25 protein-coding genes are annotated in these 22,924 nt (G+C 68.4%); 13 read left to right on the top strand and 12 right to left on the bottom strand.

Translation table 11 applies throughout. The features are described 5' to 3' along the window. Positions 1 to 12 precede the first annotated feature (12 nt). The 3 genes from ABZV38_RS11115 to ABZV38_RS11105 all read left to right on the top strand — a co-directional run bounded on the left by ABZV38_RS11115 (position 13) and on the right by ABZV38_RS11105 (position 2,805). A complete protein-coding gene (locus ABZV38_RS11115; protein ID WP_356326498.1) occupies positions 13 to 1,143 on the top strand; it encodes a cystathionine gamma-lyase in 1,131 nt (376 codons plus the stop codon). A 233-nt stretch (positions 1,144 to 1,376) separates the two neighbouring features. After that, entirely contained in the window at positions 1,377 to 2,273 is an 897-nt protein-coding gene (locus ABZV38_RS11110; protein ID WP_356326497.1) for a LysR family transcriptional regulator, read from the top strand. Between the two features lie 52 nt (positions 2,274 to 2,325). After that, positions 2,326 to 2,805, top strand: a complete 480-nt coding sequence (locus tag ABZV38_RS11105; protein WP_267004160.1) for an NUDIX hydrolase — start codon at positions 2,326 to 2,328, stop codon at positions 2,803 to 2,805. A gap of 61 nt (positions 2,806 to 2,866) precedes the next feature. Here ABZV38_RS11105 and ABZV38_RS11100 read toward each other — a convergent pair whose 3' ends face one another. Then, positions 2,867 to 4,039: a globin domain-containing protein gene (locus ABZV38_RS11100; RefSeq protein ID WP_356326496.1), complete on the bottom strand. Its 1,173-nt coding sequence runs from the start codon at positions 4,037 to 4,039 to the stop codon at positions 2,867 to 2,869. 317 nt (positions 4,040 to 4,356) lie between these two features. Here ABZV38_RS11100 and ABZV38_RS11095 point away from each other — a divergent pair, with 317 nt between their 5' ends. Continuing rightward, positions 4,357 to 4,884, top strand: coding sequence for a DUF2269 domain-containing protein (locus ABZV38_RS11095; protein WP_356326495.1), 528 nt, complete (start codon positions 4,357 to 4,359; stop codon positions 4,882 to 4,884). A gap of 5 nt (positions 4,885 to 4,889) precedes the next feature. Further along, positions 4,890 to 5,777: a GNAT family N-acetyltransferase gene (locus tag ABZV38_RS11090; protein ID WP_356326494.1), complete on the top strand. Its 888-nt coding sequence runs from the start codon at positions 4,890 to 4,892 to the stop codon at positions 5,775 to 5,777. Between the two features lie 130 nt (positions 5,778 to 5,907). Here the strand turns inward: ABZV38_RS11090 and ABZV38_RS11085 are convergent, their stop codons facing one another. Both ABZV38_RS11085 and ABZV38_RS11080 read right to left on the bottom strand, forming a co-directional pair. Next, positions 5,908 to 6,339, bottom strand: a complete 432-nt coding sequence (locus ABZV38_RS11085) for a heme-binding protein (RefSeq protein ID WP_356326493.1) — start codon at positions 6,337 to 6,339, stop codon at positions 5,908 to 5,910. 56 nt (positions 6,340 to 6,395) lie between these two features. Then, positions 6,396 to 7,607 carry an MFS transporter gene (locus tag ABZV38_RS11080; RefSeq protein ID WP_356326492.1) on the bottom strand — a complete coding sequence of 404 codons (1,212 nt, stop codon included), beginning with the start codon at positions 7,605 to 7,607 and terminating at the stop codon, positions 6,396 to 6,398. A 139-nt stretch (positions 7,608 to 7,746) separates the two neighbouring features. Between ABZV38_RS11080 and ABZV38_RS11075 the strand changes: the two genes are divergently transcribed. Genes ABZV38_RS11075 through ABZV38_RS11065 form a run of 3 tightly spaced genes read left to right on the top strand, consistent with a single transcriptional unit; the run spans position 7,747 to position 9,899 of the window. Beyond that, entirely contained in the window at positions 7,747 to 8,214 is a 468-nt protein-coding gene (locus ABZV38_RS11075) for a MarR family transcriptional regulator (protein ID WP_356326491.1), read from the top strand. A 19-nt stretch (positions 8,215 to 8,233) separates the two neighbouring features. Next, positions 8,234 to 8,686 (top strand): GNAT family N-acetyltransferase, encoded by a 453-nt coding sequence (locus ABZV38_RS11070; protein ID WP_356326490.1) that lies wholly within the window; start codon positions 8,234 to 8,236, stop codon positions 8,684 to 8,686. 49 nt (positions 8,687 to 8,735) lie between these two features. Beyond that, the gene (locus ABZV38_RS11065; RefSeq protein ID WP_356326489.1) at positions 8,736 to 9,899 is read left to right on the top strand and encodes a winged helix DNA-binding domain-containing protein; all 1,164 of its coding nucleotides are present in this window, start codon (positions 8,736 to 8,738) and stop codon (positions 9,897 to 9,899) included. 91 nt (positions 9,900 to 9,990) lie between these two features. Here ABZV38_RS11065 and ABZV38_RS11060 read toward each other — a convergent pair whose 3' ends face one another. Together ABZV38_RS11060 and ABZV38_RS11055 are read right to left on the bottom strand one after the other, a co-directional pair. Continuing rightward, a complete protein-coding gene (locus tag ABZV38_RS11060) occupies positions 9,991 to 11,373 on the bottom strand; it encodes a serine hydrolase domain-containing protein (protein WP_356326488.1) in 1,383 nt (460 codons plus the stop codon). 64 nt (positions 11,374 to 11,437) lie between these two features. Then, a complete protein-coding gene (locus ABZV38_RS11055; RefSeq protein ID WP_356326487.1) occupies positions 11,438 to 12,022 on the bottom strand; it encodes a dihydrofolate reductase family protein in 585 nt (194 codons plus the stop codon). A 116-nt stretch (positions 12,023 to 12,138) separates the two neighbouring features. Between ABZV38_RS11055 and ABZV38_RS11050 the strand changes: the two genes are divergently transcribed. Further along, positions 12,139 to 12,729 carry a TetR family transcriptional regulator gene (locus ABZV38_RS11050; RefSeq protein WP_356326485.1) on the top strand — a complete coding sequence of 197 codons (591 nt, stop codon included), beginning with the start codon at positions 12,139 to 12,141 and terminating at the stop codon, positions 12,727 to 12,729. A 125-nt stretch (positions 12,730 to 12,854) separates the two neighbouring features. Here the strand turns inward: ABZV38_RS11050 and dnaB are convergent, their stop codons facing one another. Beyond that, complete coding sequence (gene dnaB / locus ABZV38_RS11045; protein ID WP_356326484.1) at positions 12,855 to 14,333, bottom strand: replicative DNA helicase; 1,479 nt, start codon at positions 14,331 to 14,333, stop codon at positions 12,855 to 12,857. A gap of 460 nt (positions 14,334 to 14,793) precedes the next feature. On the opposite strand from dnaB, the gene ABZV38_RS11040 reads away from it, so the two are divergent. Then, entirely contained in the window at positions 14,794 to 16,131 is a 1,338-nt protein-coding gene (locus tag ABZV38_RS11040; RefSeq protein ID WP_356326483.1) for an MATE family efflux transporter, read from the top strand. 91 nt (positions 16,132 to 16,222) lie between these two features. On the opposite strand, the gene rplI is transcribed toward ABZV38_RS11040, so the two are convergent. The 4 genes from rplI to rpsF form a co-directional block, all read right to left on the bottom strand. Beyond that, the gene (gene rplI / locus ABZV38_RS11035) at positions 16,223 to 16,669 is read right to left on the bottom strand and encodes a 50S ribosomal protein L9 (protein ID WP_356326482.1); all 447 of its coding nucleotides are present in this window, start codon (positions 16,667 to 16,669) and stop codon (positions 16,223 to 16,225) included. Positions 16,670 to 16,687: 18 nt separating this feature from the next. After that, positions 16,688 to 16,924, bottom strand: a complete 237-nt coding sequence (rpsR, locus tag ABZV38_RS11030; protein WP_003967857.1) for a 30S ribosomal protein S18 — start codon at positions 16,922 to 16,924, stop codon at positions 16,688 to 16,690. Positions 16,925 to 16,967: 43 nt separating this feature from the next. Continuing rightward, a complete protein-coding gene (locus tag ABZV38_RS11025; protein ID WP_356326481.1) occupies positions 16,968 to 17,600 on the bottom strand; it encodes a single-stranded DNA-binding protein in 633 nt (210 codons plus the stop codon). Positions 17,601 to 17,674: 74 nt separating this feature from the next. Beyond that, positions 17,675 to 17,965, bottom strand: coding sequence for a 30S ribosomal protein S6 (gene rpsF, locus ABZV38_RS11020; protein ID WP_030930552.1), 291 nt, complete (start codon positions 17,963 to 17,965; stop codon positions 17,675 to 17,677). A gap of 278 nt (positions 17,966 to 18,243) precedes the next feature. Between rpsF and ABZV38_RS11015 the strand changes: the two genes are divergently transcribed. From ABZV38_RS11015 to ABZV38_RS11005, 3 genes are all read left to right on the top strand, one after another. Continuing rightward, complete coding sequence (locus ABZV38_RS11015) at positions 18,244 to 18,558, top strand: hypothetical protein (RefSeq protein WP_356326480.1); 315 nt, start codon at positions 18,244 to 18,246, stop codon at positions 18,556 to 18,558. Between the two features lie 210 nt (positions 18,559 to 18,768). Beyond that, complete coding sequence (locus tag ABZV38_RS11010) at positions 18,769 to 19,887, top strand: peptidoglycan bridge formation glycyltransferase FemA/FemB family protein (protein WP_356326479.1); 1,119 nt, start codon at positions 18,769 to 18,771, stop codon at positions 19,885 to 19,887. A gap of 133 nt (positions 19,888 to 20,020) precedes the next feature. Next, positions 20,021 to 21,052: an alanine racemase gene (locus ABZV38_RS11005; RefSeq protein ID WP_356326478.1), complete on the top strand. Its 1,032-nt coding sequence runs from the start codon at positions 20,021 to 20,023 to the stop codon at positions 21,050 to 21,052. Positions 21,053 to 21,130: 78 nt separating this feature from the next. On the opposite strand, the gene ABZV38_RS11000 is transcribed toward ABZV38_RS11005, so the two are convergent. Beyond that, on the bottom strand, positions 21,131 to 22,627 hold the full coding sequence (locus ABZV38_RS11000) for a glycosyltransferase 87 family protein (RefSeq protein WP_356326477.1): 1,497 nt from the start codon (positions 22,625 to 22,627) through the stop codon (positions 21,131 to 21,133). 43 nt (positions 22,628 to 22,670) lie between these two features. Next, on the bottom strand, positions 22,671 to 22,924 hold a 254-nt coding region (locus ABZV38_RS10995; RefSeq protein ID WP_356326476.1), incomplete at its 5' end, for a hypothetical protein.

The raw sequence follows: 22,924 nt of genomic DNA, 5'->3' as shown, positions 1-22,924 counted from the left end.
AGAAGGATCAGCATGAGCACCATGGGCGACGGAACCCGGGCGGTACGAGCGGGTCTTCCCGAACCGGAACAGTTCGAACCGACGCTGCCCGGTCCGGTATTCGCCGCGCACTTCCACCTCTCCGGCGAGCCGACCGGCCCGTACACGTACGGCCGGGACACCAACCCGACCTGGACCCACCTGGAGCGGGCCATCGGCGAGCTCGAAGCGCCGGGGGAGACGGTCGAGACCACGGTGTTCGCCTCCGGCATGGCGGCGATCTCGGCCGTACTGCTGTCCCAGGCGCGGTCCGGTGACACGGTCGTCCTGCCCGACGACGGCTATCAGGCGCTGCCGCTGGTACGTGAGCAACTGGAGGCGTACGGCGTCGAGGTGCGGACGGCGCCGACCGGCGGCGACGCACAGCTGGCGGTCCTGGAAGGGGCCAGACTGCTGTGGATCGAGACGCCGTCCAACCCTGGGCTCGACGTCTGCGACCTGCGGCGGCTCATCGATGCCGCGCACAGGGCCGGCGTCCTGGTGGCTGTCGACAACACGCTCGCCACCCCGCTCGGCCAGCGTCCGCTGGAGCTGGGCGCCGACTTCTCGGTAGCCAGTGACACCAAGGGCATGACCGGACACGGTGACATCCTGCTCGGCCACGTCACCTGCCGCGATCCGGAATTGGCGGCGGGGGTGCGGCGCTGGCGCAAGGTCGTCGGGGCGATCCCAGGACCGATGGAGGCCTGGCTCGCGCACCGGTCGCTGGCCACGCTGGAGCTGCGGATCGACCGGCAGTGCGCGAATGCGCTCGTCCTCGCCGAGGCGCTGGGCAAGCGGCAGGAGGTCACCGGGCTGCGGTATCCCGGGCTGCCCACCGACCCTTCGTACCCGGTCGCCGTGCGGCAGATGCGACGCTTCGGCTCCGTGGTGTCGTTCGTGCTGTCCGACCGCGAGATCGCCGAGCGCTTCCTGAGCGGGCTGCGGCTGGTCGACGACGCCACGAGCTTCGGCGGCGTGCGTTCCACCGCCGAGCGGCGGGCGCGCTGGGGAGGCGACGCCGTGCCGGAAGGCTTCATCCGGTTCTCGGTCGGGGCCGAGGACGCGGACGATCTGGTGGCCGATGTGGAGCGGGCGCTGGATGAGGCGATGGGCGGTCGCTGAGCGGGGCCATGGGCCGGCGCCGAGCCGGCGGGGCACAGGAAGACATAGCGGGTACGGACGGTCCGAGCCTCCCCCCTCGTGGCTCGGACCGTCCCGGTTCCACGCGCGAAGAACCGCCTGGACAAGGCTAATTGACTCTGCGTCGGTGTCCAATCACGGTAGCGACAGCGACCTATCGACATATTTATAGTTGTTCGGGTCGGACGCTTCGCAAGGGTGGGAGGGGACAGGACGTGGACCTGGCCCTGCTGCGTACTTTCGTGACGGTGCACCGAGCCGGGTCCTTCACGCGGGCCGCCGCGCTGCTCGGCCTCTCCCAGCCCGCGGTCACCTCGCAGATACGCACACTGGAACGCCAGCTGGGCCGCCCGCTCTTCCTGCGCAAGGCCCGCGGTGTGACCCCGACGACCATCGGCGACGAGCTCGCGCAGCGGGCGGCCCCCCATCTGGACGCGCTGGTCGAGATCGCCGAGAGCGGGCTCGACGAGGAGTCGGCCGTACGGACGCTGCATCTGGCCGGGCCCCCGGAATTCATCTCGCTGCGCGCCCTGCCCGCGCTCACCCCCCTCGTCTCCCACGGCCTCGCCCTGCGCAGTTCATTCCTCGCGAACGCTGAGGAGACACTGGAGGGGCTCGCCGCCGGACACCATGATCTGGCCATCGCGACGGCCCGGCCGCGCGGCGGGCTGCTCACCGCGACTCCGCTCTGTGACGAGGAGCACGTGCTGGTCTCCGCCCCGCGCTGGGCCGCGCGCCTCGGCCCCGGAACGCTGCGGCACAAGGGTCCTGTGGTGCTGGAGCAGCTGCCGGTGGTGGAAGTGCACGAGAGTCTGCCGCTCGTCTCCCGCTACTGGGCCGCCGTCTTCGACTGCCGTCCTGCGGCCGCAGGCACCGTCATTGCACCGGATCTGCGGGCTGTCCTGGAGTGCACCGCGGCGGGCGCCGGACTTGCCGTACTGCCGCGCTATCTCTGCGAGGGGGCGCTGGAGCGGGGCGAGGTGGTGGCGCTCCTGGACCCGCCGGTGCCACCGCTACGCACCTACTTCCTGGCCGCGCGGACCGGCACACTCGCCCTGCCCCACATCGCGCGGGCGCACGAGTGGCTGGTGCGCGCTGCAGCCGACTGGTGACCCCCGGACGTGCGGGTGTTTCAGAACGGGTTCTGTGGGCCACTCTCTTGCCATGACCGAACGTCCTGTGGTCAAGCGCACCGCACGCGCCATCCTGCTCGACGGCAACGACCTCATCCTCATCAAGCGCACCAAGCCTGGGGTGGATCCGTACTGGCTCACGCCGGGCGGTGGGGTCGAGCCTGAGGACGCAACCGTTGTCGACGCTCTGCACCGCGAGGTGGACGAGGAGCTCGGCGCCAAGATCACCGATGTGGTCCCCTGCTTCGTCGACACCGTGGAGCACATCGAGGGCGGTGGGGTGAAGGGGGTGAAGGTGCAGCACTTCTTCGTCTGCCGGCTGGACTCGATGGACCTGTCCCGCCGGCACGGCCCTGAGATCGAGGATCCGTGCGGGGAGTACGACGTCGTACGGGTGCCGTTCAGCCGTATCGGGATCGCCGCCGTTCATCTCGTACCGCTGTCGCTGCGGCACTACCTGGACGGCAATATCGAGGGCGTGCGGGCGATGCATGCGCCGGATCTGGGCTGATCCGGGACCTGGGGTCCTCCTGCTTCTGCCTGCTCCCGCTCCTGCCGGTACGGGCTCGGGTTCAGGCCGGGCCGATCGTGGGTGCCAGTTCCTCGACGGAGTCGTACCGGATGCGCTCGGGCGGCATGCCGATGCCCGTGAGTACGTCCACGCCGCTGCGGATCATCCCCGGCGGGCCCGAGAGATAGGCGTCGCACTCGTGCCACGGTCCGAGCTCGCGTACGGCGTCGGGCAACAGGCGCTTCAGTCCCCTGCCCGACCCGCCGGAGACCACCGGCCGGACGGCGAGCCAGGGAAAGGTCTGCTGGAGCCGCAGCATCGTGTCGATGTCGTACAGATCGCGGTCGCTGCGTGCGCCGTAGAAGACGTCCATCGGGCGCCGGTCGCCGTGTTCGGCGACATCCTCGACGAGCGCCTTGATGGGTGCGATGCCCGTGCCGCCGCCCAGGCAGAGCAGACCGTTGTGGGTGGTGTGGTCGACCGTCATCGAGCCGGTGGGCGGGCCGAGCCGCAGTACGTCGCCGGGGCGGGCCCGGTGGACCAGTGCGTTGGAGACCCAGCCCGCCGGAACCGCCTTGATGTGGAACGTGAGCAGACCGTTGGGCCGGGGCGCCGAGGCGAAGGAGTAATGCCGCCAGATCCGCGGCCACCACGGGGTTTCCAGGGCGGTGTACTGGCCGGCGAGAAAGGGGTACGCCTGGTCGGTGCGGAGCGTGAGGATCGCAATTTCGGGCGTTCTGAGGTCGTGGGAGACGACCTCAGCGGTCCACCAGGCGGGCGCTCGTTCCTCGTCCTCGGCGGCCGCATCGATCATGATCTGCGACAGCGCGGTGTAGGTGCGGATCCAGGCCGCCTCGGCCGCACCGTCCCACGTGGTGGCGTAGCGGCTGAGGGCGCTGAGGAGGGCCTCGCCGACCGCCGGATAGTGCGTGGGCAGGGTGCCGTATTTACGGTGCCCCCGGGCCAGTCCGCCGAGGTACTCGGTCAGCGCATCGGGGTCGTCCATCCGGTCGGCGGCCGTCAGGATCGCCCGCAGGAGACGGTCGCGCTGGGCGTCCATCGCGGCCGGGAACAGGGCGCGCAGTTCGGGGTGGCGGACGAAGAGCAGTGCGTAAAAGTACGAGGTGGCCTGGTCCGCGACAGGGGCGATCTCCGTCAGGGTGCGGTGGATCAGGGTCGCATCAGGAGATCTGAGAGTTTCGTCGCCGGTCTGCGTGGTGGCCGGAGCGTCCATAACTATGCCTCGCCTCGAACATCTTCTGGTCGCCTTGCGTGCCGACAGTGCTCGCAGCCACCGCGTGCGGCCCCTCGCCCCAGCATGCCTGCCCCGCCTCCAGGCCGGACAAATAATGGGAAGTCCGGGTATCCGAACCACGTTTCCCGTTACGCTCCCTTGTCCCATGGCTGTGCCCGGAATCCACGGCAGGGCTTCGGCCTACGGGACCCGCCCGGAGCATGCGGCAGCAAGGCGCCTCGTACGCCGAAGCACGTACGCACGGATACTCCCGCTGTCGGACGCCCCACTGCCCTTTGCCAGGCACCGTGTTTCACGTGAAACCACTCAAGCGTCCCGCTCGCCGAGGTCTCCTGGTCGCCCATGTCGCGGTCTCCGTCAGCTGGCTGGGTCTCACCGTCGGCCTGCTGACGCTCGGGATCACGGCCTTCCTGACCGGCGACACCGCCACCGCGCAGGCCGCAACCCGCGCCATGAAGATCTTCGGGGACTGGCTCGTCGTACCCGTCGCCCTGGTCTCGCTGCTCAGCGGTCTGGTGCTGGCGCTCGGCGCCCCGTGGGGCCTCGCCAGGCACCGCTGGGTCTGGACGAAGTTCTGGCTCACTCTGATCACGACGGCCCTGTCGGTCTTCTCGCTGCGCCCCGGCATCGACGCGGCCGCGACACAGGGCGCCGTCGACATCAATCTGGTCGTCGCGCCTTCCGTGGCAACAGCCACGTATCTCTTCATGACCGCGGTCTCGGTACTGAAGCCATGGGGGCCGACCCGGCGCGGCCGCCGGCTACGCGTCCCGGCCAGTTCCGGTAAAGCGGTGGACGAGCGATCACTGCGTCGTACAGCCTGAGTCTCATGCCCAGCCCACTGCCCCGTCCGCACGCCGACGCACCCGTCCGGCGTCTCACCCGGGGCGACCTGGTCCCCTGCGCCGATCTCTGTGAGGACCGCGGCTGGCCGCGTGATGAGCTCCGATGGGGCCTGCTCCTGTCCGCGGGGACGGGCTACGGCATCGACGACCCCGAGGGCAAAGGCCTGATGGCCGCCTGTGTGGTGACCTCCTACGGCCGGGGCCTCGCCGCCGTCGGCATGCTGCTCGTCGCCGCGCGGTACACACGGCAGGGGATCGCCCGTCGCCTGATGCGTCATGTGATCGAGGCGACCGGGAAGACCTCGCTCAGCCTGTACGCCACGGAGTCGGGGCGGCCACTCTACGAAGAGCTCGGCTTCGAAACAGTGGGGCGGGCAGAGCGGGTGATCGGGCATTTCCGGCCCAGTGGTGCATCGAGCGGCGGCGCTTCAGCGGCGGGCGCCGTGACCGTCCGCCCGGCCGCCGCCGGGGATCTGCGTGCCATGCTCCGGCTGGACACGGAGGTCTTCGGCGCCGACCGGACGCACATCCTCGCCCGGCTGCCGGCGTTCGCGGACCAGCTGCGGGTCGCGGAGGACGACGGTGAGCTGGTCGGTTACGCCGCGATCTGGCCGAGTGACCGAATCCATGCGGTTGGTCCGCTGATCGCCCGGGACACCGCCACGGCGAAGGCGCTTGTCACCTCGCTCGCCGAGGCGACGGACCGCCCCCTTCGCGTGGACATCGACGCGCGCCATGAGGAGCTGCTGGGCCTGCTCAAGGAGTGCGGTCTGCAGGCAGGTTCCGGAACCGCGGTGATGACCTACCGGACCCCGGAACTGCCGGGCGACTGGACCCGCCGCTTCGCGCCGCTGACCGTGGCGACGGGCTGACGCGGACCGGACCGGCCGAAGCGCCGTCCGCGCGCGCAACCACGCATGTCCGCCCCCATGTGCCGTGCCTCTCCCGACACTTGGAGACGGGCATCCAGGTATTTTCGCTGTCTGTACGGTGGTTCACCGACTAGGCGAGCGCCTCCACGGCAGCTGTCGCGAAGCCATGGTCCTGCTCGGGCGCGCCGCCGCCCACTCCGACGGCGCCGATCAGCCGGCCGTTGCGAAAGACCGGGACCCCGCCGGCGATGAAGAGCAGCGGCCGGTCGAGGGCGGTCGGCAGAGTGTGGAAGAGCCCGCCAGGCTGGACCGCGTCGACGAGGTCGGCGGTCGGGGCGCCGAGCTGGAGGGCCGTGTACGCCTTGCGGGTGCTGGTCTCGCCTGCGATGAGAACGGCCCGGTCGTCGCGCCGGAAGGCCAGCAGGTGACCGCCCGCGTCGAGGACCGTGACGGCAGCGGTGACACCGGCGGCCTCCGCGGCGGTGCGGGCAGCGGCAACGAGTGCTTCCGCGTCCTGGATGGTCAGCGGGGCGACAGCGACCGGCGAGAGGGTGGTGGTCATGAGGGATATCTCCTTGGTGCGGTTGAGCGTACGTACGCGTGGTGGCTGTGGGGGTGTCAGCGCCGGGCTTCGGCGACTGCGACCGGTTCGGGGATGTGACCGGCGACGCTCCGGCTGTGCGTGACCGTCCGGCGTTCCAGGACGCTGGAGAGGACGGCGAGAACCAGGGCGGATGCGGCCAGTGCGGCGCCGACCCAGTTGGGTGCGGTGTAGCCGAGACCGGCCGCGATGACGATGCCGCCGAGCCACGCAGACAGTGCGTTGCCGAGGTTGAAGGCGCCGATGTTGACGGCGGAGGCGAGGGTCGGAGCACCCGCTGCCTGGTCGAGCACCCGCTTCTGCAGTGGCGGTACGGTCGCGAAGCCCAGGCCGCCGATCAGGACGATGGTGACGGCTGCCGCGATCTTGTTGTGGGCGGTCAGGGTGAACAGGGACAGGACCACCGCCAGGGCACCCAGCGACACGTACAGCAACGGCATCAGGTGGCGGTCGGCGAACTTGCCGCCGAGCAGATTGCCCCCGACCATGCCGAGCCCGAAGAGGACCAGCAGCCAGGTGACGGCGGACGCGGAGTAGCCGGCGATCTCGGTCATCATCGGCGTGATGTAAGTGATCGCGGCGAAGACCCCGCCGAAGCCCAGGACGGTCATCGCCATGGCGAGCAGCACCTGCACATTGCGGAATGCGGCCAGCTCGTGGCGGAGCCGTACGCCCTCGGCCCTCGGCTGCTCGGGAACCAGCTTGGCCACACCGAGGAGGCCGACGACTCCGAGGGCCGCAACGATGAAGAACGTGGTCCGCCATCCGACGCTCTGCCCGATGTACGTGCCCAGCGGTACGCCGACGACATTGGCGACGGTGAGGCCGGTGAACATCATGGCGATCGCGCCGGCCCTCTTCTGCGGGGCGACCAGATCGGCCGCGACGACCGACCCGATGCCGAAGAAGGCGCCGTGGGCGAGTGAGGCGATCACCCGTCCCGCGAGCATCACCCCGAAGACGGGGGCTACGGCGGACACCGCATTGCCTAGGACGAACAGCCCCATCAGGAGCATCAGCATGCGTTTGCGGGTGACCCTGGTGCCGAGGACCGTCATCAGCGGAGCGCCGAGTACGACGCCGAGGGCGTAACCCGTGACCAGAAAACCTGCGGTCGGGATCGAGACCTGGAAGTCCGCAGCAACCTCGGGGAGCAGCCCCATGATCACGAACTCGGTGGTTCCGATACCGAATGCCCCGATGGCGAGGGCGAGGAGCGCGAGCGGCATGGGTTTCACCTTCCCAGAAGATTGCGTCTGCGCCTTACGAGCGTTCACAATAATTGCAGGCGCGGATTAATTGCAAGCACGGGCTATTGCGGACGTCCCCTATCCTGGACGGAAGCAGCTCCCGCACGGAGGAGAGACCATGACAGCGACGGACCCCGCACTGACCGCCCTCTCCCAGGGCTGGTGCGCCCTCTCCCTGCTCCACGGCAAGATCGAGGCCCATATCGAGCGGGCCCTGCAGTCCGGGCACGGCCTCAGCGTGCGGGAGTACTCCCTGCTCGACGTCCTGAGCCGGCAGCACAACGGCCCGGGCGGCCATCTGCAGATGAAGCAGGTAGCGGACGCCGTCGTGCTCAGCCAGAGCGCCACCACCCGCCTGGTCACCCGACTCGAGGACCGCGGGCTACTGACCCGGCATCTCTGCGACACCGACCGCCGCGGCATCTACACGGATGTGACCGAGGCCGGCCTCGCCCTTCTCGCCGAGGCCCGGCCGACCAATGACACGGCGTTGCGTGCCGCTCTCGACGAGGCCGCCAAGAATCCCGAGCTGGCCCACCTGGTCAGGACGGTCGAAGAGCTGAAGGTCCCCGCGCGGGCCGTGTGATCTGCGTAGTCTGCCGCTCATGAGCGATCTGGAGATACGGCCTGCGGCCCTCACCGACCTCCCGGCCGTCGTGGCCATGCTGGCGGACGATCCACTGGGCGCACAGCGCGAGTCACCGGACGACCTCGCCCCATACCACGCCGCGTTCCACCGACTTGCCGACGACCCGCACCAGCACCTGGTCGTCGCCGTACGCGAAGGCGCCGTCGTGGGGACCCTGCAGCTGACCGTGATCCCCGGGCTGTCCCGGCGCGGCTCGACGCGCTCGATCATCGAAGGTGTCCGTGTTCATGCCGATGAGCGCGGGAGCGGCCTCGGGACTCGGCTGATCCAATGGGCCGTGGACGAATCCCGGCGCCAGGACTGCCAGTTGGTCCAGCTGACGTCCGATGCGACCCGGCCCGATGCGCATCGCTTCTACGAGCGACTCGGCTTCATCGCCAGTCACGTGGGCTTCAAGCTCTCCCTCTGACCGCTGCTCGCAGCCCGACGGCGGGATCCCAAGGCCGAAGGAGGCCCCGGTGCACGGCATCAGCGACGCACAGCGCCGGGCCAGGCTCGGCCTGCGCCATCTCCTGGTGCCTTCCGCGCGGGCAGCGTCCGCGGAGTCCGTGGCCGACGCGGTCGTGGCCCTGCACGCCACCGACGCGGCCACGGTCTTCCTCTCCGTCTGCGCCCGGCTGTCCGAGGCGAGCGTCGGCGCGGTGGAACGGGCTCTCTACGAGGACGCCTCGCTGGTCCGGCTGCTCTCTATGCGCAACACCCTCTTCACCGTGTCGCACAGGCTCGCTCCGTACATCGACGCGTCGAACGCCCGGGCCGTGGCCGCCAAGGAGCGCCGGACTTTCCTCAAGCACCTGCGGGACGACGGGAACGGACTGGACGAGCGCTGGCTCGCCAAGACGGAGAAGGAGACTCTCGCCGTCCTGACGGCTCATGGCCCGGCCACCGGCAGCGAGCTGTCCGCCGCCGTACCGGCACTGCGTACGAAGATCACCGTCTTTCCCGGCAAGAAGCAGGAGACGGTGCAAGGCGTTGCCACACGCGTCATACGAGTCCTGGCTGCCGACGGTCTGATCCGCCGGGACAGGCCGCGCGGCTCCTGGACGTCCAGCCAGTTCCGATGGACGGCAGCCGAGCCCTGGCCCGCCCGGGAGCCCGCAGCGGCACAGGCGGAAGTGGCCCTGCGCTGGCTCCGCTCGTACGGCCCCGCGACCGAGGCCGACCTGAAGTGGTGGACGGGCTGGAGCCTCGGCCAGGCACGCAAGGCACTGGCAGCCGCCGAAGCCGAGGGGGTGCGGCTCGACAACGGCGCCACGGGCTGGGTCTCACCGGGGGATATGGAGCCCGAACCGGCCCTGGATCCCTGGGCGGCGCTGCTTCCGGCCCTCGACCCGAGCGCGATGGGCTGGGCCGATCGCGGCTTCCACCTTCCGGCGGAGTACCGGGGGGCGCTCTTCGACCGGGCCGGCAATGTCGGACCGACGGTGTGGTGGAACGGCCGGATCGTGGGCGGCTGGGCTCAGCGCGCCGACGGTGAGCCGGTATGGCGACTGTTGACCGACATCGGCCGGGAGGCCACCGCCGCGATCGGGGCGGAGGCGTCCCGGCTGTCGGGATGGGTGGGTGAAACGCGGATCACTCCGCGCTTCCGGACCCCACTGGAAAGGGAGCTGACGGCCTGAGAGGTCCACGCCGAGGCCTCTGGAACACCACGCGTTGCGTTTCACGTGAAACGCAACGCCGCCACGTCACAGGGACGTGACGGCGTGGCACTCAGGCGCCGAGGCCTCGCCAGCCCTCCGTGTCCACCCCGCCGGGGACGGCCGACGCAGGATCGTACGGTTCACGCGTGAAGACGAACGACCCCAGGTCGAGGTGGCTCACGCTGCCGTCGCCGGCCCTGATGACGCGGAGCGTCTCCCCGGCGTAGTACCCGTCCAGTCCGATCCAGCTGCCGTCGGGCTGCGCGACGAAGCGGGCGCCGCGACCACTGCCACGCAGCGGCTGCAGTGCCAGCCCTCCGTCCGCGGTCAGCCGCAGGATGTTCGGACGCGTGCCCCAGTACCAAGGGCCGGTCAGGGCGAGGAGTTCCGCGTCGACCTCGTTCAGCGGACGCCAGGGCTCGGGAATACGGGGCTCGGCCTCGGCAACGATCCCCACGAGGACTGCGGCGACCTCACCGGCGAACAGTCCTGCGGTGGTGTTGGTGAGCACCACGGCAGCCACATCGTCCTCGATGCTGAGCCAGAGCGCTGCCAGAAAGCCCGGCAGCGAACCGGTGTGCCCGAGAAGGGTGCGCCCGCCCTCTCGCACGACTTGCAGGCCGAGACCGTAATTGCCCTGCCAGTCACCGGACTCGGGCGGCGCCGACGGCGCGCGCATCTCCTCCACCGAAGCGGCGCCGAGTACCCGGTCGTCCCCCTCGGCAAGGAAGGAGGCGAACCGGAGGAGGTCGGTGGCCGTGGACCAGAGCTGCCCTGCCGGGGCCATCAGACCAAGGTTCTCGGCAGGTTCGGGCAGCATGGCATCGGCCCAGGGGTGCACTGCCCAGCCACCCGCGTGCGGCGCCTGCGGCTGGGTGGAGGTACGGCTCATGCCCAGCGGTTCCAGAATCTCGCGCTGCAGCACTTCCGCCCAGGATGCCCCACGCACCGCCTCGATCAGCGCGCCGAGCAGCGTGTAGCCGGGGTTGGAGTAGTGATGGCGCCGGCCTGGAGGATGCATCCGGGTCTGCTCGCCGAGGACATCGGCGAGTTCAGGACGCAACGTGCCCGGCGTCCGCTCCCACCAGGGTGCGGGCGACTCGGCACCTAGTCCCGCGCTGTGACCGAGCAGCTGAAGGACGGTGACACCGTCGACGCCCGTGTCCGGCAGATGCTTCTCCAGTGGGTCGTCGAGGTCCAGCAGACCTTCGTCGCGCAGCCGCAGAACCAGCACGGCGGTGAAGGTCTTGGTGAGGGAACCGATCCTGAACTGCGTATCGGCATCAGGAGCATGGCCGTCGACGCAGCTGCGGGAGCCGCTCCAGACGATCCGGCCCTGGCGCTGCACCGCAGCGACGAGCGAAGGGGCTCGGCCTTCGGCCTGCGCGGTGGCGATGCGGTGCAGCAGAGCGCGCTGCGTGCCGGGAAGCAGTTCTTCCGAGTGGTAGGTCATGCTCAACAAGTACCGGCGCAGCCGCTCCGTGGCGACCTCATTTCGAGGTGTGCGGGCCAAGAGCTCAACGCTTGCGGCTGTACGTCCTGACCAGCACCCCGTTGTCGAAGATACGCACCGACTCCAGCGCGAACTCGGTGGCCGCAAAATCCGAACCGAACATCGGCATGCCCGAGCCGTAGACCAGCGGATACGTCTTGATCACGAGTTCGTCGATCTCGTCGAGCAACTCCCCCGCGAGCTGCGAGCCGCCGCAGAGCCAGATCCCGAGTTCGCTGTCCTCCGCCTTGAGCTCCCGCACCCTGCCGACCACATCGTCCGAGACGAGCTCGACGTTCGGGTCGGGCGACTCCTTCATGGTCCGCGAGGCCACGAGTTCGCGCAGCTGGGCGTACGGACTGGTGATGTTCATGTCCAGCGCCAGCTGGTAGCTGCCCCTCCCCTGGATCACGGTGTCGAACCTCTGGTTCTCGGCGTCGTGAAAGCCGAGCTGGCGGCGGCCTTCGGTCGCGACCGTCTCCGGATACTGGGCCGTGAGGAACTCGAGGAACTCCTCGTTCACGAACGGGTACATGGACGACGCGTCGCCGCCCGGATCCCCGATGAAGCCGTCGATGGAGCAGGCAATGAAGTAGGTCAGCTTTCGCACGAGATCCCCGTTCGATGTGGGTTGACCGGACACTCAACCACTACACTCATAGTGCTTCATATGTAGTGGTTGGGCAATTCCTTTCCACCGATGAGCCAAAGGATGAGGGGGTACGCATGGTCAGGAACCCCGAGCGCAGGACGGCGCTCGTCGACGCGGCCATCGAGGTGCTCGCGCACGAGGGCGCACGAGGACTCACCTTCCGCGCGGTCGACGCGCAGGCGGGCGTCCCTGTGGGCACGTCGTCCAACTACTTCGCCAATCGGGACGATCTGTTCATGCAGACGGGTGCCCGGATCACCGACCGGATGACACCGGACCCGGTCAGGGTCGAGGAGGCCATGCGACCGGCGCCCTCACGCGAGCTGGTCACCGAGCTGATGCAGTGGCTGGTGCAGAGCATGGCAGATGACCGCACCGGCTATCTCGCCATGCTGGAACTGCGCCTGGAGGCAACCCGTCGGCCGGCCCTCCGCGACCACCTCAACCGAACCGTCCGCGCCGACCTGGACGAGAACGCCCGCTTCCACCGGGAGTCCGGGCTGCCGGGCGACGCCGACGCCTTCCTCGTGCTCTACCTCGCCATGACGGGCCTGCTGCTGGACCACTTCACCCTGCCCGGCATGCTCACCGGCGGCGACACCGCCGACCGCGACCTGGACCGGGTGGTGGAGACCCTCGTCACGCGAATCATCCCAACGGAGTGACCACGTCGGCGAACGCGGCAGGCACAGCAAGGCTGCCCTCGCGCAATCCCGGCCCCCGGCGCGTCGCTTGCGGTCCACCGGGGAGCTCCAGGCCACGACCGCGGCAATGATCCGCCGGTCGCACCTCAGGTCTGTGCCATGTCCACGAAGCGCGAGTAGTGACCCTGGAACGCCACGGTGATCGTCGCTGTCGGACCGTTACGGTGCTTGGCCACCATCAGGTCCGCCTCGCCCGCTCGCGGGGACTCCTTCTCGTACGCATCCTCGCGGTGCAGCAGGATCACCATGTCGGCGTCCTGCTCGATGGAGCCGGATTCACGCAGGTCGGAGACCATAGGCTTCTTGTCCGTACGCTGCTCGGGACCACGGTTCAGCTGGGACAGCGCGATGACCGGCAGCTCCAGCTCCTTCGCCAGCAGCTTGAGGTTTCGGGACATGTCCGAGACTTCCTGCTGACGGCTCTCGGCCCGCTTCGAACCACCGGACTGCATCAGCTGCAGATAGTCGATGATCACCAGCTTGATGTCGTTCCGCTGCTTCAGACGACGGCACTTCGCCCGGATCTCCATCATCGAAAGGTTCGGCGAATCGTCGATGTAGAGCGGGGCGGCCGAGACGTCCGGCATCCGGCGGGCCAGCCGCGTCCAGTCCTCGTCGGTCATCGTGCCCGAACGCATGTGGTGCAGCGCCACCCGCGCCTCGGCGGACAGCAGACGCATCGCGATCTCGTTGCGCCCCATTTCGAGCGAGAAGATCACGCTGGGCAGGTTGTGCTTGATCGACGCTGCCCGGGCGAAGTCCAGGGCCAGCGTGGACTTACCCATGGCCGGACGTGCCGCGATGACGATCATCTGGCCCGGGTGCAGGCCGTTCGTCAGCGCGTCGAAGTCGGTGAAGCCGGTCGGTACACCGGTCATCTCACCGGAGCGCGATCCGATCGCCTCGATCTCGTCGAGTGCGCCCTCCATGATGTCGCCGAGCGGCAGATAGTCCTCGCTGGTGCGCTGCTCGGTGACGGCATAGATCTCGGCCTGCGCGGAGTTGACGATCTCGTCGACGTCGCCGTCGGCCGCGTATCCCATCTGCGTGATCTTCGTGCCGGCCTCGACGAGCCGTCGCAGGACCGCCCGCTCGTGGACGATCTCCGCGTAGTACGAGGCGTTGGCCGCGGTCGGCACGGACTGGACGAGGGTGTGCAGATAGGGGGCACCACCCACCTTGGTGATCTCGCCGCGCTTGACCAGCTCGGCCGCGACCGTGATCGGGTCGGCCGGCTCGCCCTTGGCATAGAGGTCGAGGATCGCCTGGAAGACGGTCTCGTGGGCGGGACGGTAGAAGTCGTGCCCCTTGATGATCTCCACGACGTCGGCGATGGCGTCCTTGGACAGCAGCATGCCGCCGAGAACCGACTGCTCGGCGTCGAGGTCCTGCGGGGGAACGCGCTCGAAGCCGGGCGATCCGCCGTCCCAGCCGCTGCTCTCCCGGCCGCGGTCGTGCTGCTCACCACGGTCCCGGCTGTCACCGCGACGCGGGCGGGAAACGGGCAGACGGTCACTGGGACCGGTGTCGGCCCAGGGGTCGTCCAAAGGCTCGGGAATACTCACCGGGCCACCTCCTCCCGTCCGCTCCGCGGACCCTCGCCGTGCCACTCCTTCTTACGGCACAGCACCGACAATCAAGACGCTCGACTCCGGTTCCTGCACGTCGAGTTCTGTGGGATGCCAGGGCTGAAACGGGGTGTGGGCGCCGGTCCACCGTAGGCGGCCCAGCACCGTCAGCCAATCTAGTTATCCACAGGGCATGTGGACGACGGACCAGATGTTGTGGAGAACTCCGCAGAACCTGTGCACGGAGCGGGGGACAGCACTGTGGACAAACTCATAACACCACCATCACCACACTTCTGACCTGGTCTTTCTCCATCCACGGGCTGTGGGGGAGAAAAACTTTCCGAGTCGGCACAAGATCACGGCAAACCACGTGCGGAAGAACACGACGCACCCGCAAATGTAAGGATCACTACTACATTGCGTCCGTTACCTGTGGAAGGTTAGATTGACCCCTATGACCCTGGCCCCAGCGCCCTCGCGCTCCAGTCGCCGACAGCACGATCGCGAGATCATCGCGCTCGCCGTCCCCGCCTTCGGCGCACTCGTCGCCGAGCCGCTCTTCGTCATGGTCGACAGCGCCATCGTCGGCCATCTGGGCACACCGCAACTTGCGGGCCTGGGCGTCGCCGCAGTACTGCTGACCACCGCCGTCAGCATCTTCGTCTTCCTCGCGTACGCCACCACGGCGGCGGTCGCCCGACAGGTAGGAGCGGGCGATCTTTCCTCCGCGATACGGCAGGGCATGGACGGCATCTGGCTGGCATTGCTCCTCGGTGTCGCCGTCATAGCCGTGACGCTCCCCTCGGCCTCCTGGCTCGTCGGTATCTTCGGCGCCTCCGACACCGCCGCCCCGTACGCCATCACCTATCTACGGATATCCAGTCTCGGCATCCCCGCCATGCTCATGGTGATGGCCGCGACCGGCGTACTCCGGGGCCTGCAGGACACCAGAACCCCGCTCTATGTCGCCATCGGCGGCTTCGCGGCCAACGGCGCCCTCAATGCGGGTCTTGTCTACGGCGCCGGGCTCGGTATCGCCGGATCGGCCTGGGGCACGGTGATCGCCCAGTTCGGGATGGCTGCCGCCTATCTGATCGTGGTGGTACGGGGAGCGCGTCGGCACGGGGCTTCGTTGCGCCCCGACGCGACAGGAATCCGGGCCAGCGCGCAGGCCGGCGTCCCCCTGCTGGTCCGTACGCTGTCGCTCCGTGCCGTACTGCTAATCGCCACCGCCGTCGCCGCACGCCTCGGCGACACCGATATCGCCGCCCACCAGATCATCCTCTCCCTGTGGAGCCTGATGGCTTTCGCCCTCGATGCCATCGCCATCGCCGGGCAGGCCATCATCGGCCGCTATCTGGGAGCCAATGACACCCAGGGCGCGCGTGAGGCATGCCGCCGGATGGTGCAGTGGGGCATTGCCTCGGGTGTGGTGCTCGGGGCACTGATCGTGCTCGCGGGGCCCCTCTTCATCCCGCTCTTCACCGGTGACGGGGCGGTGCAGGACACACTGATCCCGGCTTTGCTGGTGGTGGCACTGTCCCAGCCGATCGCCGGCGTGGTCTTCGTCCTGGACGGTGTACTGATGGGCGCCGGGGACGGACGTTATCTCGCCTGGGCCATGCTGATCACCCTGGCTGTCTTCGCTCCGGTCGCCCTGCTCGTGCCCACGATCGGCGGGGGGCTGACGGCGCTGTGGTGGGCGATGACCCTGATGATGACGGTCCGCATGGTGACGCTCTGGCTGCGGACCCGTTCGGGCAAGTGGATGGTCACCGGGGCCATCCGCTGACCACCGGCCACGGAGTCGGTTTCACGTGAAACGACGAGGGGCCGCACTCCCATGGAGTACGGCCCCTCACCTGCTCTGGTGAGCTCTGCCCTTAGGCAGCAACGACCTCGATGCCGAGCTTCGCTGCAACCTCGGGGTGCAGACGCACGGACACCTGGTGTCCGCCGAGCGTCTTGATCGGCGAGCCGAGCTCGACGCGACGCTTGTCGACGTCCGGGCCACCGGCAGCCTTGATCGCCGTAGCGATGTCGGCCGGGGTGACGGAGCCGAAGAGGCGGCCGGCGTCGCCGGAGCGAACAGCCAGACGGACCTTCACGGCCTCGAGCTTGGCCTTGACCTCGTTGGCCTGCTCGATCGTCGCGATCTCGTGGATCTTGCGGGCGCGGCGGATCTGCGCCACGTCCTTCTCGCCACCCTTGGTCCAGCGGATGGCAAAGCCACGCGGAACCAGGTAGTTACGGGCGTACCCGTCCTTGACGTCGACGACGTCGCCGGCAGTGCCGAGGCCGGAGACCTCGTGGGTGAGGATGATCTTCATTATTCGGTCACCCTTCCCTTATCGCGCGGTGGACGTGTAGGGCAGCAGCGCCATCTCACGGCTGTTCTTGACTGCCGTGGCGACGTCACGCTGGTGCTGCGTGCAGTTGCCGGTGACGCGGCGGGCACGGATCTTGCCGCGGTCGGAAATGAACTTCCGCAGCATGTTCGTGTCCTTGTAGTCCACGTACTGGGTCTTGTCCTTGCAGAACGCGCAGACCTTCTTCTTAGGCTTGCGCACAGGCGGCTTCGCCATGGTGTTTCTCCTGTGTGATCAAGAAGTGGGGGTACGAGCTGCCCTAGAAGGGAGGCTCGTCCGAGTAGCCGCCACCAGAACCACCAGAACCGCCGGAGCCGCCGGAGCTTCCGCCCCAACCGCCTCCGCCGCCCTGCTGACCCCCGCCCTGCTGGCCGCCGGCCGGCGCGCTGGTGGCCCACGGGTCGTCGGCGGGAGCACCGCCGCCACCCTGCTGGCCACCGCCACTGGGACCGCCGCCCCAGTTGCCGCCGCCCTGCTGGCCACCGCCGTAACCACCCTGGCCGCCCTGGCCACCCTGGCCACCGCGACCGGTGGTCTTGGTGACCTTGGCCGTGGCGCTCTTGAGACTGGGGCCGACTTCCTCGACGTCCAGCTCATAGACCGTGCGCTTCACGCCTTCGCGGTCTTCGTACGACCGCTGCTTCAGCCGGCCCTGCACGACAACGCGCATGCCTCGCTGAAGCGACTCGGCGACGTTCTCCGCCGCCTGTCGCCAGACCGAGCAGGTGAGGAACAGGCCTTCGCCGTCCTTCCACTCATTGGTCTGTCGATCGAAGATGCGGGGAGTGGACGCGACACGGAACTTCGCGACCGCCGCACCGGACGGGGTGAAGCGCAGCTCGGGGTCGTCGACGAGATTGCCGACGACCGTGATGACGGTCTCGCCTGCCATGGGTGAACCTCTCGGCGGGGATTGCTTCTGGCTGCTTGCTGCTACTCGAACCCGATGACCGCTGAGCTAGATGCTCAGTGGATCTCGGGACGGAGGACCTTGGTCCGGAGGACCGACTCGTTCAGGTTCATCTGGCGGTCGAGCTCCTTGACGATCGCAGGCTCGGCCTGCAGATCGATGACCGAGTAGATGCCCTCGGGCTTCTTCTTGATCTCGTAAGCGAGACGACGACGGCCCCAGGTGTCGACCTTCTCAACCTTTCCGTTGCCCTCACGGACGACGGAGAGGAAGTTCTCGATCAACGGGGAGACAGCGCGCTCCTCGAGATCGGGGTCGAGGATGACCATCACCTCGTAGTGACGCATGTGGAACCCACCTCCTTTGGACTCAGCGGCCACGGTCGTTCCGTGGCAGGAGGGTCGTGATGCGTAAAGCAACAGTGTCTCCGAGTAAAACAGCCGGCACTGACAACGCCCTCCATCGAGAAGGGCTGATGTGCTGGCCTGGGCAGACACCGGTGCAGACGTTACAGAGTACCCGCACACCGGCTTCCGGTTGAAATCCGGTGCTCAGGAGACGCAATCTGTACACATCGGGTGTGAGCGGCGCCACGAGACGCCGCCTTTCGGCCAGGAGGTACTCCATGGCACAGACAATGCGAACCCGCCCTCCCGTTTCCCTGCTGGCCACGGACGGCAGACCCCATCCGCTGCAGGACACTCTGGTGGCGGTAACAGTCGTTCTCGGCGCTGTCGCCTTCGTGGCGGCGATGTTCCACGGCCTGCATCTGATCAGCTCGTGGGCCGGACTCCTCGGGATCCTGACGGGTGCGTACGGGCAGTACATCTCGGTGACCACGCGCGAGAGGTTCCCGCTGATCCTCGGCATCGGCGCGTCGGCCATCGGATTCTTCCTGGGCATGGCCCACGGAGGCCTCTTCGGCGGCGTGGTCGGCTGACTCCGGTCCGGGCCCGGCCGAACACACTGGGACCCGGCGCCGGTCCACACCCCGGGGCCGTCCAGGTCCCGGTGGGCCGGGCCGTCGGGTCCGGCCGGGTCGGCAAGGTCCCATAGGGCCAGACGGGGCGCTCCCCGGTCGCAGTAGGCTTCGGCGCGAGAGCCGGAGCCCCTGACCGATGGGGACACACCTGCCGAGGAGCGCCCCGACATGAGCCTGACCCTGAGGACCATCAGCCGCGAGCAGCATCTGGCGTACATCCAGAATCTGCCCGCGGCGAGTCACATGCAGGTCCCGGCATGGGCTGATGTGAAGGCCGAATGGCGCTCGGAGAGCCTGGGCTGGTTCGACAAGAACGGCCAGCTCGTCGGCGCAGGCCTGGTGCTGTACCGGCAGTTGCCCAAGATCAAGCGGTATCTCGCGTACCTGCCCGAGGGCCCGGTCATCAACTGGTACGCCCCGAACCTGGACGACTGGCTGCGGCCGATGCTGACGCATCTGAAGCAGCAGGGCGCATTCTCCGTGAAGATGGGTCCGCCTGTCGTCATCCGCCGCTGGGACGCGGCAGCCATCAAGTCCGGCATCCAGGACCCCGACGTGAAGCGCCTGCGCGACGTCGAGGCCACCCACATCGAGCCGCGCGCCTTCGAAGTCGCGGACCGCCTGCGGAAGATGGGCTGGCAGCAGGGGGAGGACGGCGGTGCCGGATTCGGTGACGTACAGCCGCGCTACATCTTCCAGGTACCGCTGGCCAACCGTTCGCTCGAAGACGTCCACAAGGGCTTCAACCAGCTGTGGCGACGCAACATCAAGAAGGCCGAGAAGGCCGGCGTCGAGGTCGTGCAGGGCAGCTATGAGGAACTGGCCGAGTGGCAGCGGCTGTACGAGATCACGGCGGAGCGGGACCACTTCCGGCCGCGACCGCTGGGCTACTTCCAGCGCATGTGGACGGCCCTCAACAACGAGGACCCCAACCGGATGCGGCTCTACTTCGCGCGGCACGAGGGCGAGAACGTCGCGGCCGCGACCATGCTGATCGTCGGGGGCCACGTCTGGTACTCGTACGGCGCGTCCGCCAACCACAAGCGCGAGGTCCGGCCCTCGAACGCGATGCAGTGGCGGATGCTGCGCGACGCGTACGCCATGGGCGCCACCGTCTACGACCTGCGCGGCATTTCCGACTCGCTGGACGAGACCGACCACCTCTTCGGCCTGATCCAGTTCAAGGTGGGCACCGGCGGGCAGGCGGCGGAGTACCTCGGCGAGTGGGACTTCCCGCTCAACAAGCTTCTGCACAAGGCACTCGACATTTACATGTCGCGACGCTGACGAAACCGGCTTCATTCGTTTCAATAGGCGCTTCAGCAGGCATGCCGGAAGGCAGGCCAACAAGCTCAGGCACTTCATCAAGCTCCGCATACCTCTGATACACCGCAGCCACCAGAAAGGTTCCGGACCGGCCATGGCGCTCTCCCTCTACGTCGACACCGCGCGCTGGCGGGCGCACCAGAAATCCGTGCTCGACCAGTTCCCCGGCCTCGTCCCGGTCTGCAAGGGCAACGGATACGGCTTCGGTCACGAGCGGCTCGCCGACGAGGCGATCCGCTTCGGCTCGGACACGCTGGCCGTCGGCACCACCTACGAGGCGGCCCGCATAAAGGACTGGTTCAGCGGCGATCTGCTGGTCCTCACCCCGTTCCGGCGGGGCGAGGAGCCGGTGCCGCTGCCCGACCGCGTCATCCGGTCCGTGTCCTCCGTGGACGGTGTGCACGCACTGGTCGGGGCCCGGGTCGCCATCGAGTGCATGAGCTCGATGAAGCGTCACGGCGTCAAGGAGGAGGAGCTGGGGCAGCTGCACGCCGCCATCGAGGACGTACGCCTCGAAGGTTTTGCCCTGCACCTGCCGCTGGACCGTACGGACGGCTCGGACGCGGTCGAGGAGGTCATCGGCTGGATGGACCGCCTGCGGGCGGCCCGGCTGCCGCTGCACACCATGTTTGTCAGCCATCTGCGCGCCGAGGAACTGGCCCGGCTGCAGCAGCAGTTCCCGCAGACCCGCTTCCGCGCCCGCATCGGCACACGGCTGTGGCTCGGCGACCACGACGCGACGGAGTACCGGGGCTCCGTCCTTGACGTCACACGTGTCGTCAAGGGCGACCGGTTCGGCTACCGCCAGCAGAGAGCCGCCTCCGACGGCTGGCTGGTTGTCGTCGCCGGCGGTACGTCGCACGGCGTGGGCCTGGAGGCCCCGAAGGCGCTGCACGGCGTGATGCCGCGGGCCAAGGGCGTCGCCCGCGCGGGCCTGGCCACGGTCAACCGCAATCTGTCGCCGTTCGTCTGGGCGGGCAAGCAGCGCTGGTTCGCCGAGCCGCCGCACATGCAGGTGTCGATCCTCTTCGTGCCCGCGGACGCGCCGGAGCCGAAGGTCGGCGACGAGCTGGTCGCCCATCTGCGCCACACGACCACCCAGTTCGACCGCCTCGTCGACCGCTGAGGCGCTGGGACGACCCGGAGAACGACCGTTGAGGCCAGGGCCTCGCCGAGGGCTCGCAGCCTTCCGGCGAGGCCATGCTCAGTCGGTGGCCGATTCGTGCGCCGCGCCCCACTCCACCCGCGGTCCCTCGATTGCGTGCGCCGCGTGCCGCGGCCGGTGCACCGCCGCGTGTCCCAGGACAAAGACATCCTCGGCCCCGTCGAGCACCCCTCCCGACGGATCGTCCGACCCGTCGCTGCGTACGACGTCCCGCTCCGGCATCAGGATGTCCCGTACGACGACGACGCAGAGGTACAGCGTGCCCAGCAGATGCACGGCGATCGCCAGCTGGTAGCCCTCCGTCGGCAGCCCCTGGTGCTTGTCGCCGCTCGTCGTGTAGGCGAGGTACATCCAGATCCCCAGGAAGTACATGACCTCGCACGCCTGCCAGATGAGGAAGTCCCGCCAGCGCGGCCTGGCCAGCGCCGCGAGAGGGATCAACCACAGCACGTACTGCGGCGAATAGACCTTGTTGGTGAGGATGAACGCCGCGACGACGAGAAACGCCAGCTGGGCGAAGCGAGGGCGGCGCGGGGCCATCAGCGTCAGCACGCCGATGCCCGCGCACAGCAGGAGCGTCAGCAGCAGCGAAATGTTGTTCACGGTGTCGACCGAGATGGAGATGCCGGCACGCTGCGCGATGATCAGCCAGAACGAACCGAAGTCGAGCGGCCGGTCGTGGCTGAACGTGTAGAACTTCTTCCACCCCTCGGGCGCGAACACCATCACCGGCAGGTTCACCACCAGCCAGGACGCGGCCGCACCGAGCGTCGCCACGAAGAACTCCCGCCATTTACCGGCCCGCCAGCAGAGCACAAAGATCGGCCCCAGCAGGAATACGGGATAGAGTTTGGCGGCCGTGGCGAGGCCGATGAGGATGCCGAACGCCAACGCCCGCTGTCGGGACCACATGAGCATGGCCGCGGCCGTCAGGGCGACGGCCAGCAGGTCCCAGTTGATCGTCGCGGTGAGCGCGAAGGCGGGCGCCAGGGCGACCAGCAGCCCGTCCCACGGACGGCGCCGGTGCGTACGTGCGACACACACGGCCATGACCGCGGTGCAGATCATGAGCATGCCCGCGTTGACCACCCAGTACATCTGCTCGCGGTACTGCATGGAGCCGCCTGGCGTCAGCCAGGCGGCGACCTGCATGAACACACCCGTCAGTACGGGGTACTCGAGGTACTGCATGTCGCCGCTCAGCCGGTCGAAGTACGGCACGAGGCCGTCGGCGAAGCCACGCCCGACGAAGAGATGCGGAATGTCGGAGTAGCAGGCGTGCGTGTACTGCGAACTGGCGCCTCTGAACCACGCCCAGTTGTAGCAGGGGGCCTTCTGCACCATGCCGAGCGCGAACATCCCGATCGCCACCAGCGCGACGACACGCACGGGTGTGAGCGGGCCGGTGCCGGTCCTCGCCCAGCGCCCCGACCGGCCGCCGATCAGCTCGCTGCCGGCTGCCGCGATCTCGTCCTGCTGGGTGGGCCGTACGACGGGCCGCTGCTGGTGCACGCTCGTGTCTTCTGCGCTTGGCATGCCGCATATCCTGCCCCATGCACGGTCGAACACTGCATAGCAGTCAGTTGCGAGCCAGCAGTTTCTTGGAGAAGGAGACTCGCTTCTGGAATTCTCGTTTCGCCTTCCTCAACTGCTCTTTATGTGCAGAGATCCCCTTGCGCTGATAAGAGGAGTCGATTTCATACCACTTTTCCATCAATCCGCTGTCGTAGTTACAACGCACCTCAGCTTCTGCCATACCGTGAAATTGGTGAGGGTCGGGGGGGCGCGGGGGCGGGCGGCGCCCCCCGCCCGGGGGGAAGAAGACAGGGAAGA

This window comes from Streptomyces sp. NPDC005181 (genome assembly GCF_040608395.1).
GTDB lineage: Bacteria > Actinomycetota > Actinomycetes > Streptomycetales > Streptomycetaceae > Streptomyces.
Note: the sequence above shows the minus strand (reverse complement) of the source record. Positions and strands in the feature narration are given on the sequence as shown.

Excerpts from the sequence above, each read along its gene's own strand:
- ABZV38_RS11115 (WP_356326498.1), top strand. The coding sequence starts at position 13 with ATGAGCACCATGGGCGACGGAACCCGGGCGGTACGAGCGGGTCTTCCC.
- ABZV38_RS11105 (WP_267004160.1), top strand. The coding sequence starts at position 2,326 with ATGACCGAACGTCCTGTGGTCAAGCGCACCGCACGCGCCATCCTGCTC.
- ABZV38_RS11100 (WP_356326496.1), bottom strand. The coding sequence starts at position 4,039 with ATGGACGCTCCGGCCACCACGCAGACCGGCGACGAAACTCTCAGATCT.
- ABZV38_RS11090 (WP_356326494.1), top strand. The coding sequence starts at position 4,890 with ATGCCCAGCCCACTGCCCCGTCCGCACGCCGACGCACCCGTCCGGCGT.
- ABZV38_RS11085 (WP_356326493.1), bottom strand. The coding sequence starts at position 6,339 with ATGACCACCACCCTCTCGCCGGTCGCTGTCGCCCCGCTGACCATCCAG.
- ABZV38_RS11080 (WP_356326492.1), bottom strand. The coding sequence starts at position 7,607 with ATGCCGCTCGCGCTCCTCGCCCTCGCCATCGGGGCATTCGGTATCGGA.
- ABZV38_RS11075 (WP_356326491.1), top strand. The coding sequence starts at position 7,747 with ATGACAGCGACGGACCCCGCACTGACCGCCCTCTCCCAGGGCTGGTGC.
- ABZV38_RS11070 (WP_356326490.1), top strand. The coding sequence starts at position 8,234 with ATGAGCGATCTGGAGATACGGCCTGCGGCCCTCACCGACCTCCCGGCC.
- ABZV38_RS11060 (WP_356326488.1), bottom strand. The coding sequence starts at position 11,373 with ATGACCTACCACTCGGAAGAACTGCTTCCCGGCACGCAGCGCGCTCTG.
- ABZV38_RS11050 (WP_356326485.1), top strand. The coding sequence starts at position 12,139 with ATGGTCAGGAACCCCGAGCGCAGGACGGCGCTCGTCGACGCGGCCATC.
- ABZV38_RS11040 (WP_356326483.1), top strand. The coding sequence starts at position 14,794 with ATGACCCTGGCCCCAGCGCCCTCGCGCTCCAGTCGCCGACAGCACGAT.
- rplI (WP_356326482.1), bottom strand. The coding sequence starts at position 16,669 with ATGAAGATCATCCTCACCCACGAGGTCTCCGGCCTCGGCACTGCCGGC.
- rpsR (WP_003967857.1), bottom strand. The coding sequence starts at position 16,924 with ATGGCGAAGCCGCCTGTGCGCAAGCCTAAGAAGAAGGTCTGCGCGTTC.
- ABZV38_RS11025 (WP_356326481.1), bottom strand. The coding sequence starts at position 17,600 with ATGGCAGGCGAGACCGTCATCACGGTCGTCGGCAATCTCGTCGACGAC.
- rpsF (WP_030930552.1), bottom strand. The coding sequence starts at position 17,965 with ATGCGTCACTACGAGGTGATGGTCATCCTCGACCCCGATCTCGAGGAG.
- ABZV38_RS11015 (WP_356326480.1), top strand. The coding sequence starts at position 18,244 with ATGGCACAGACAATGCGAACCCGCCCTCCCGTTTCCCTGCTGGCCACG.
- ABZV38_RS11010 (WP_356326479.1), top strand. The coding sequence starts at position 18,769 with ATGAGCCTGACCCTGAGGACCATCAGCCGCGAGCAGCATCTGGCGTAC.
- ABZV38_RS11005 (WP_356326478.1), top strand. The coding sequence starts at position 20,021 with ATGGCGCTCTCCCTCTACGTCGACACCGCGCGCTGGCGGGCGCACCAG.
- ABZV38_RS11000 (WP_356326477.1), bottom strand. The coding sequence starts at position 22,627 with ATGCCAAGCGCAGAAGACACGAGCGTGCACCAGCAGCGGCCCGTCGTA.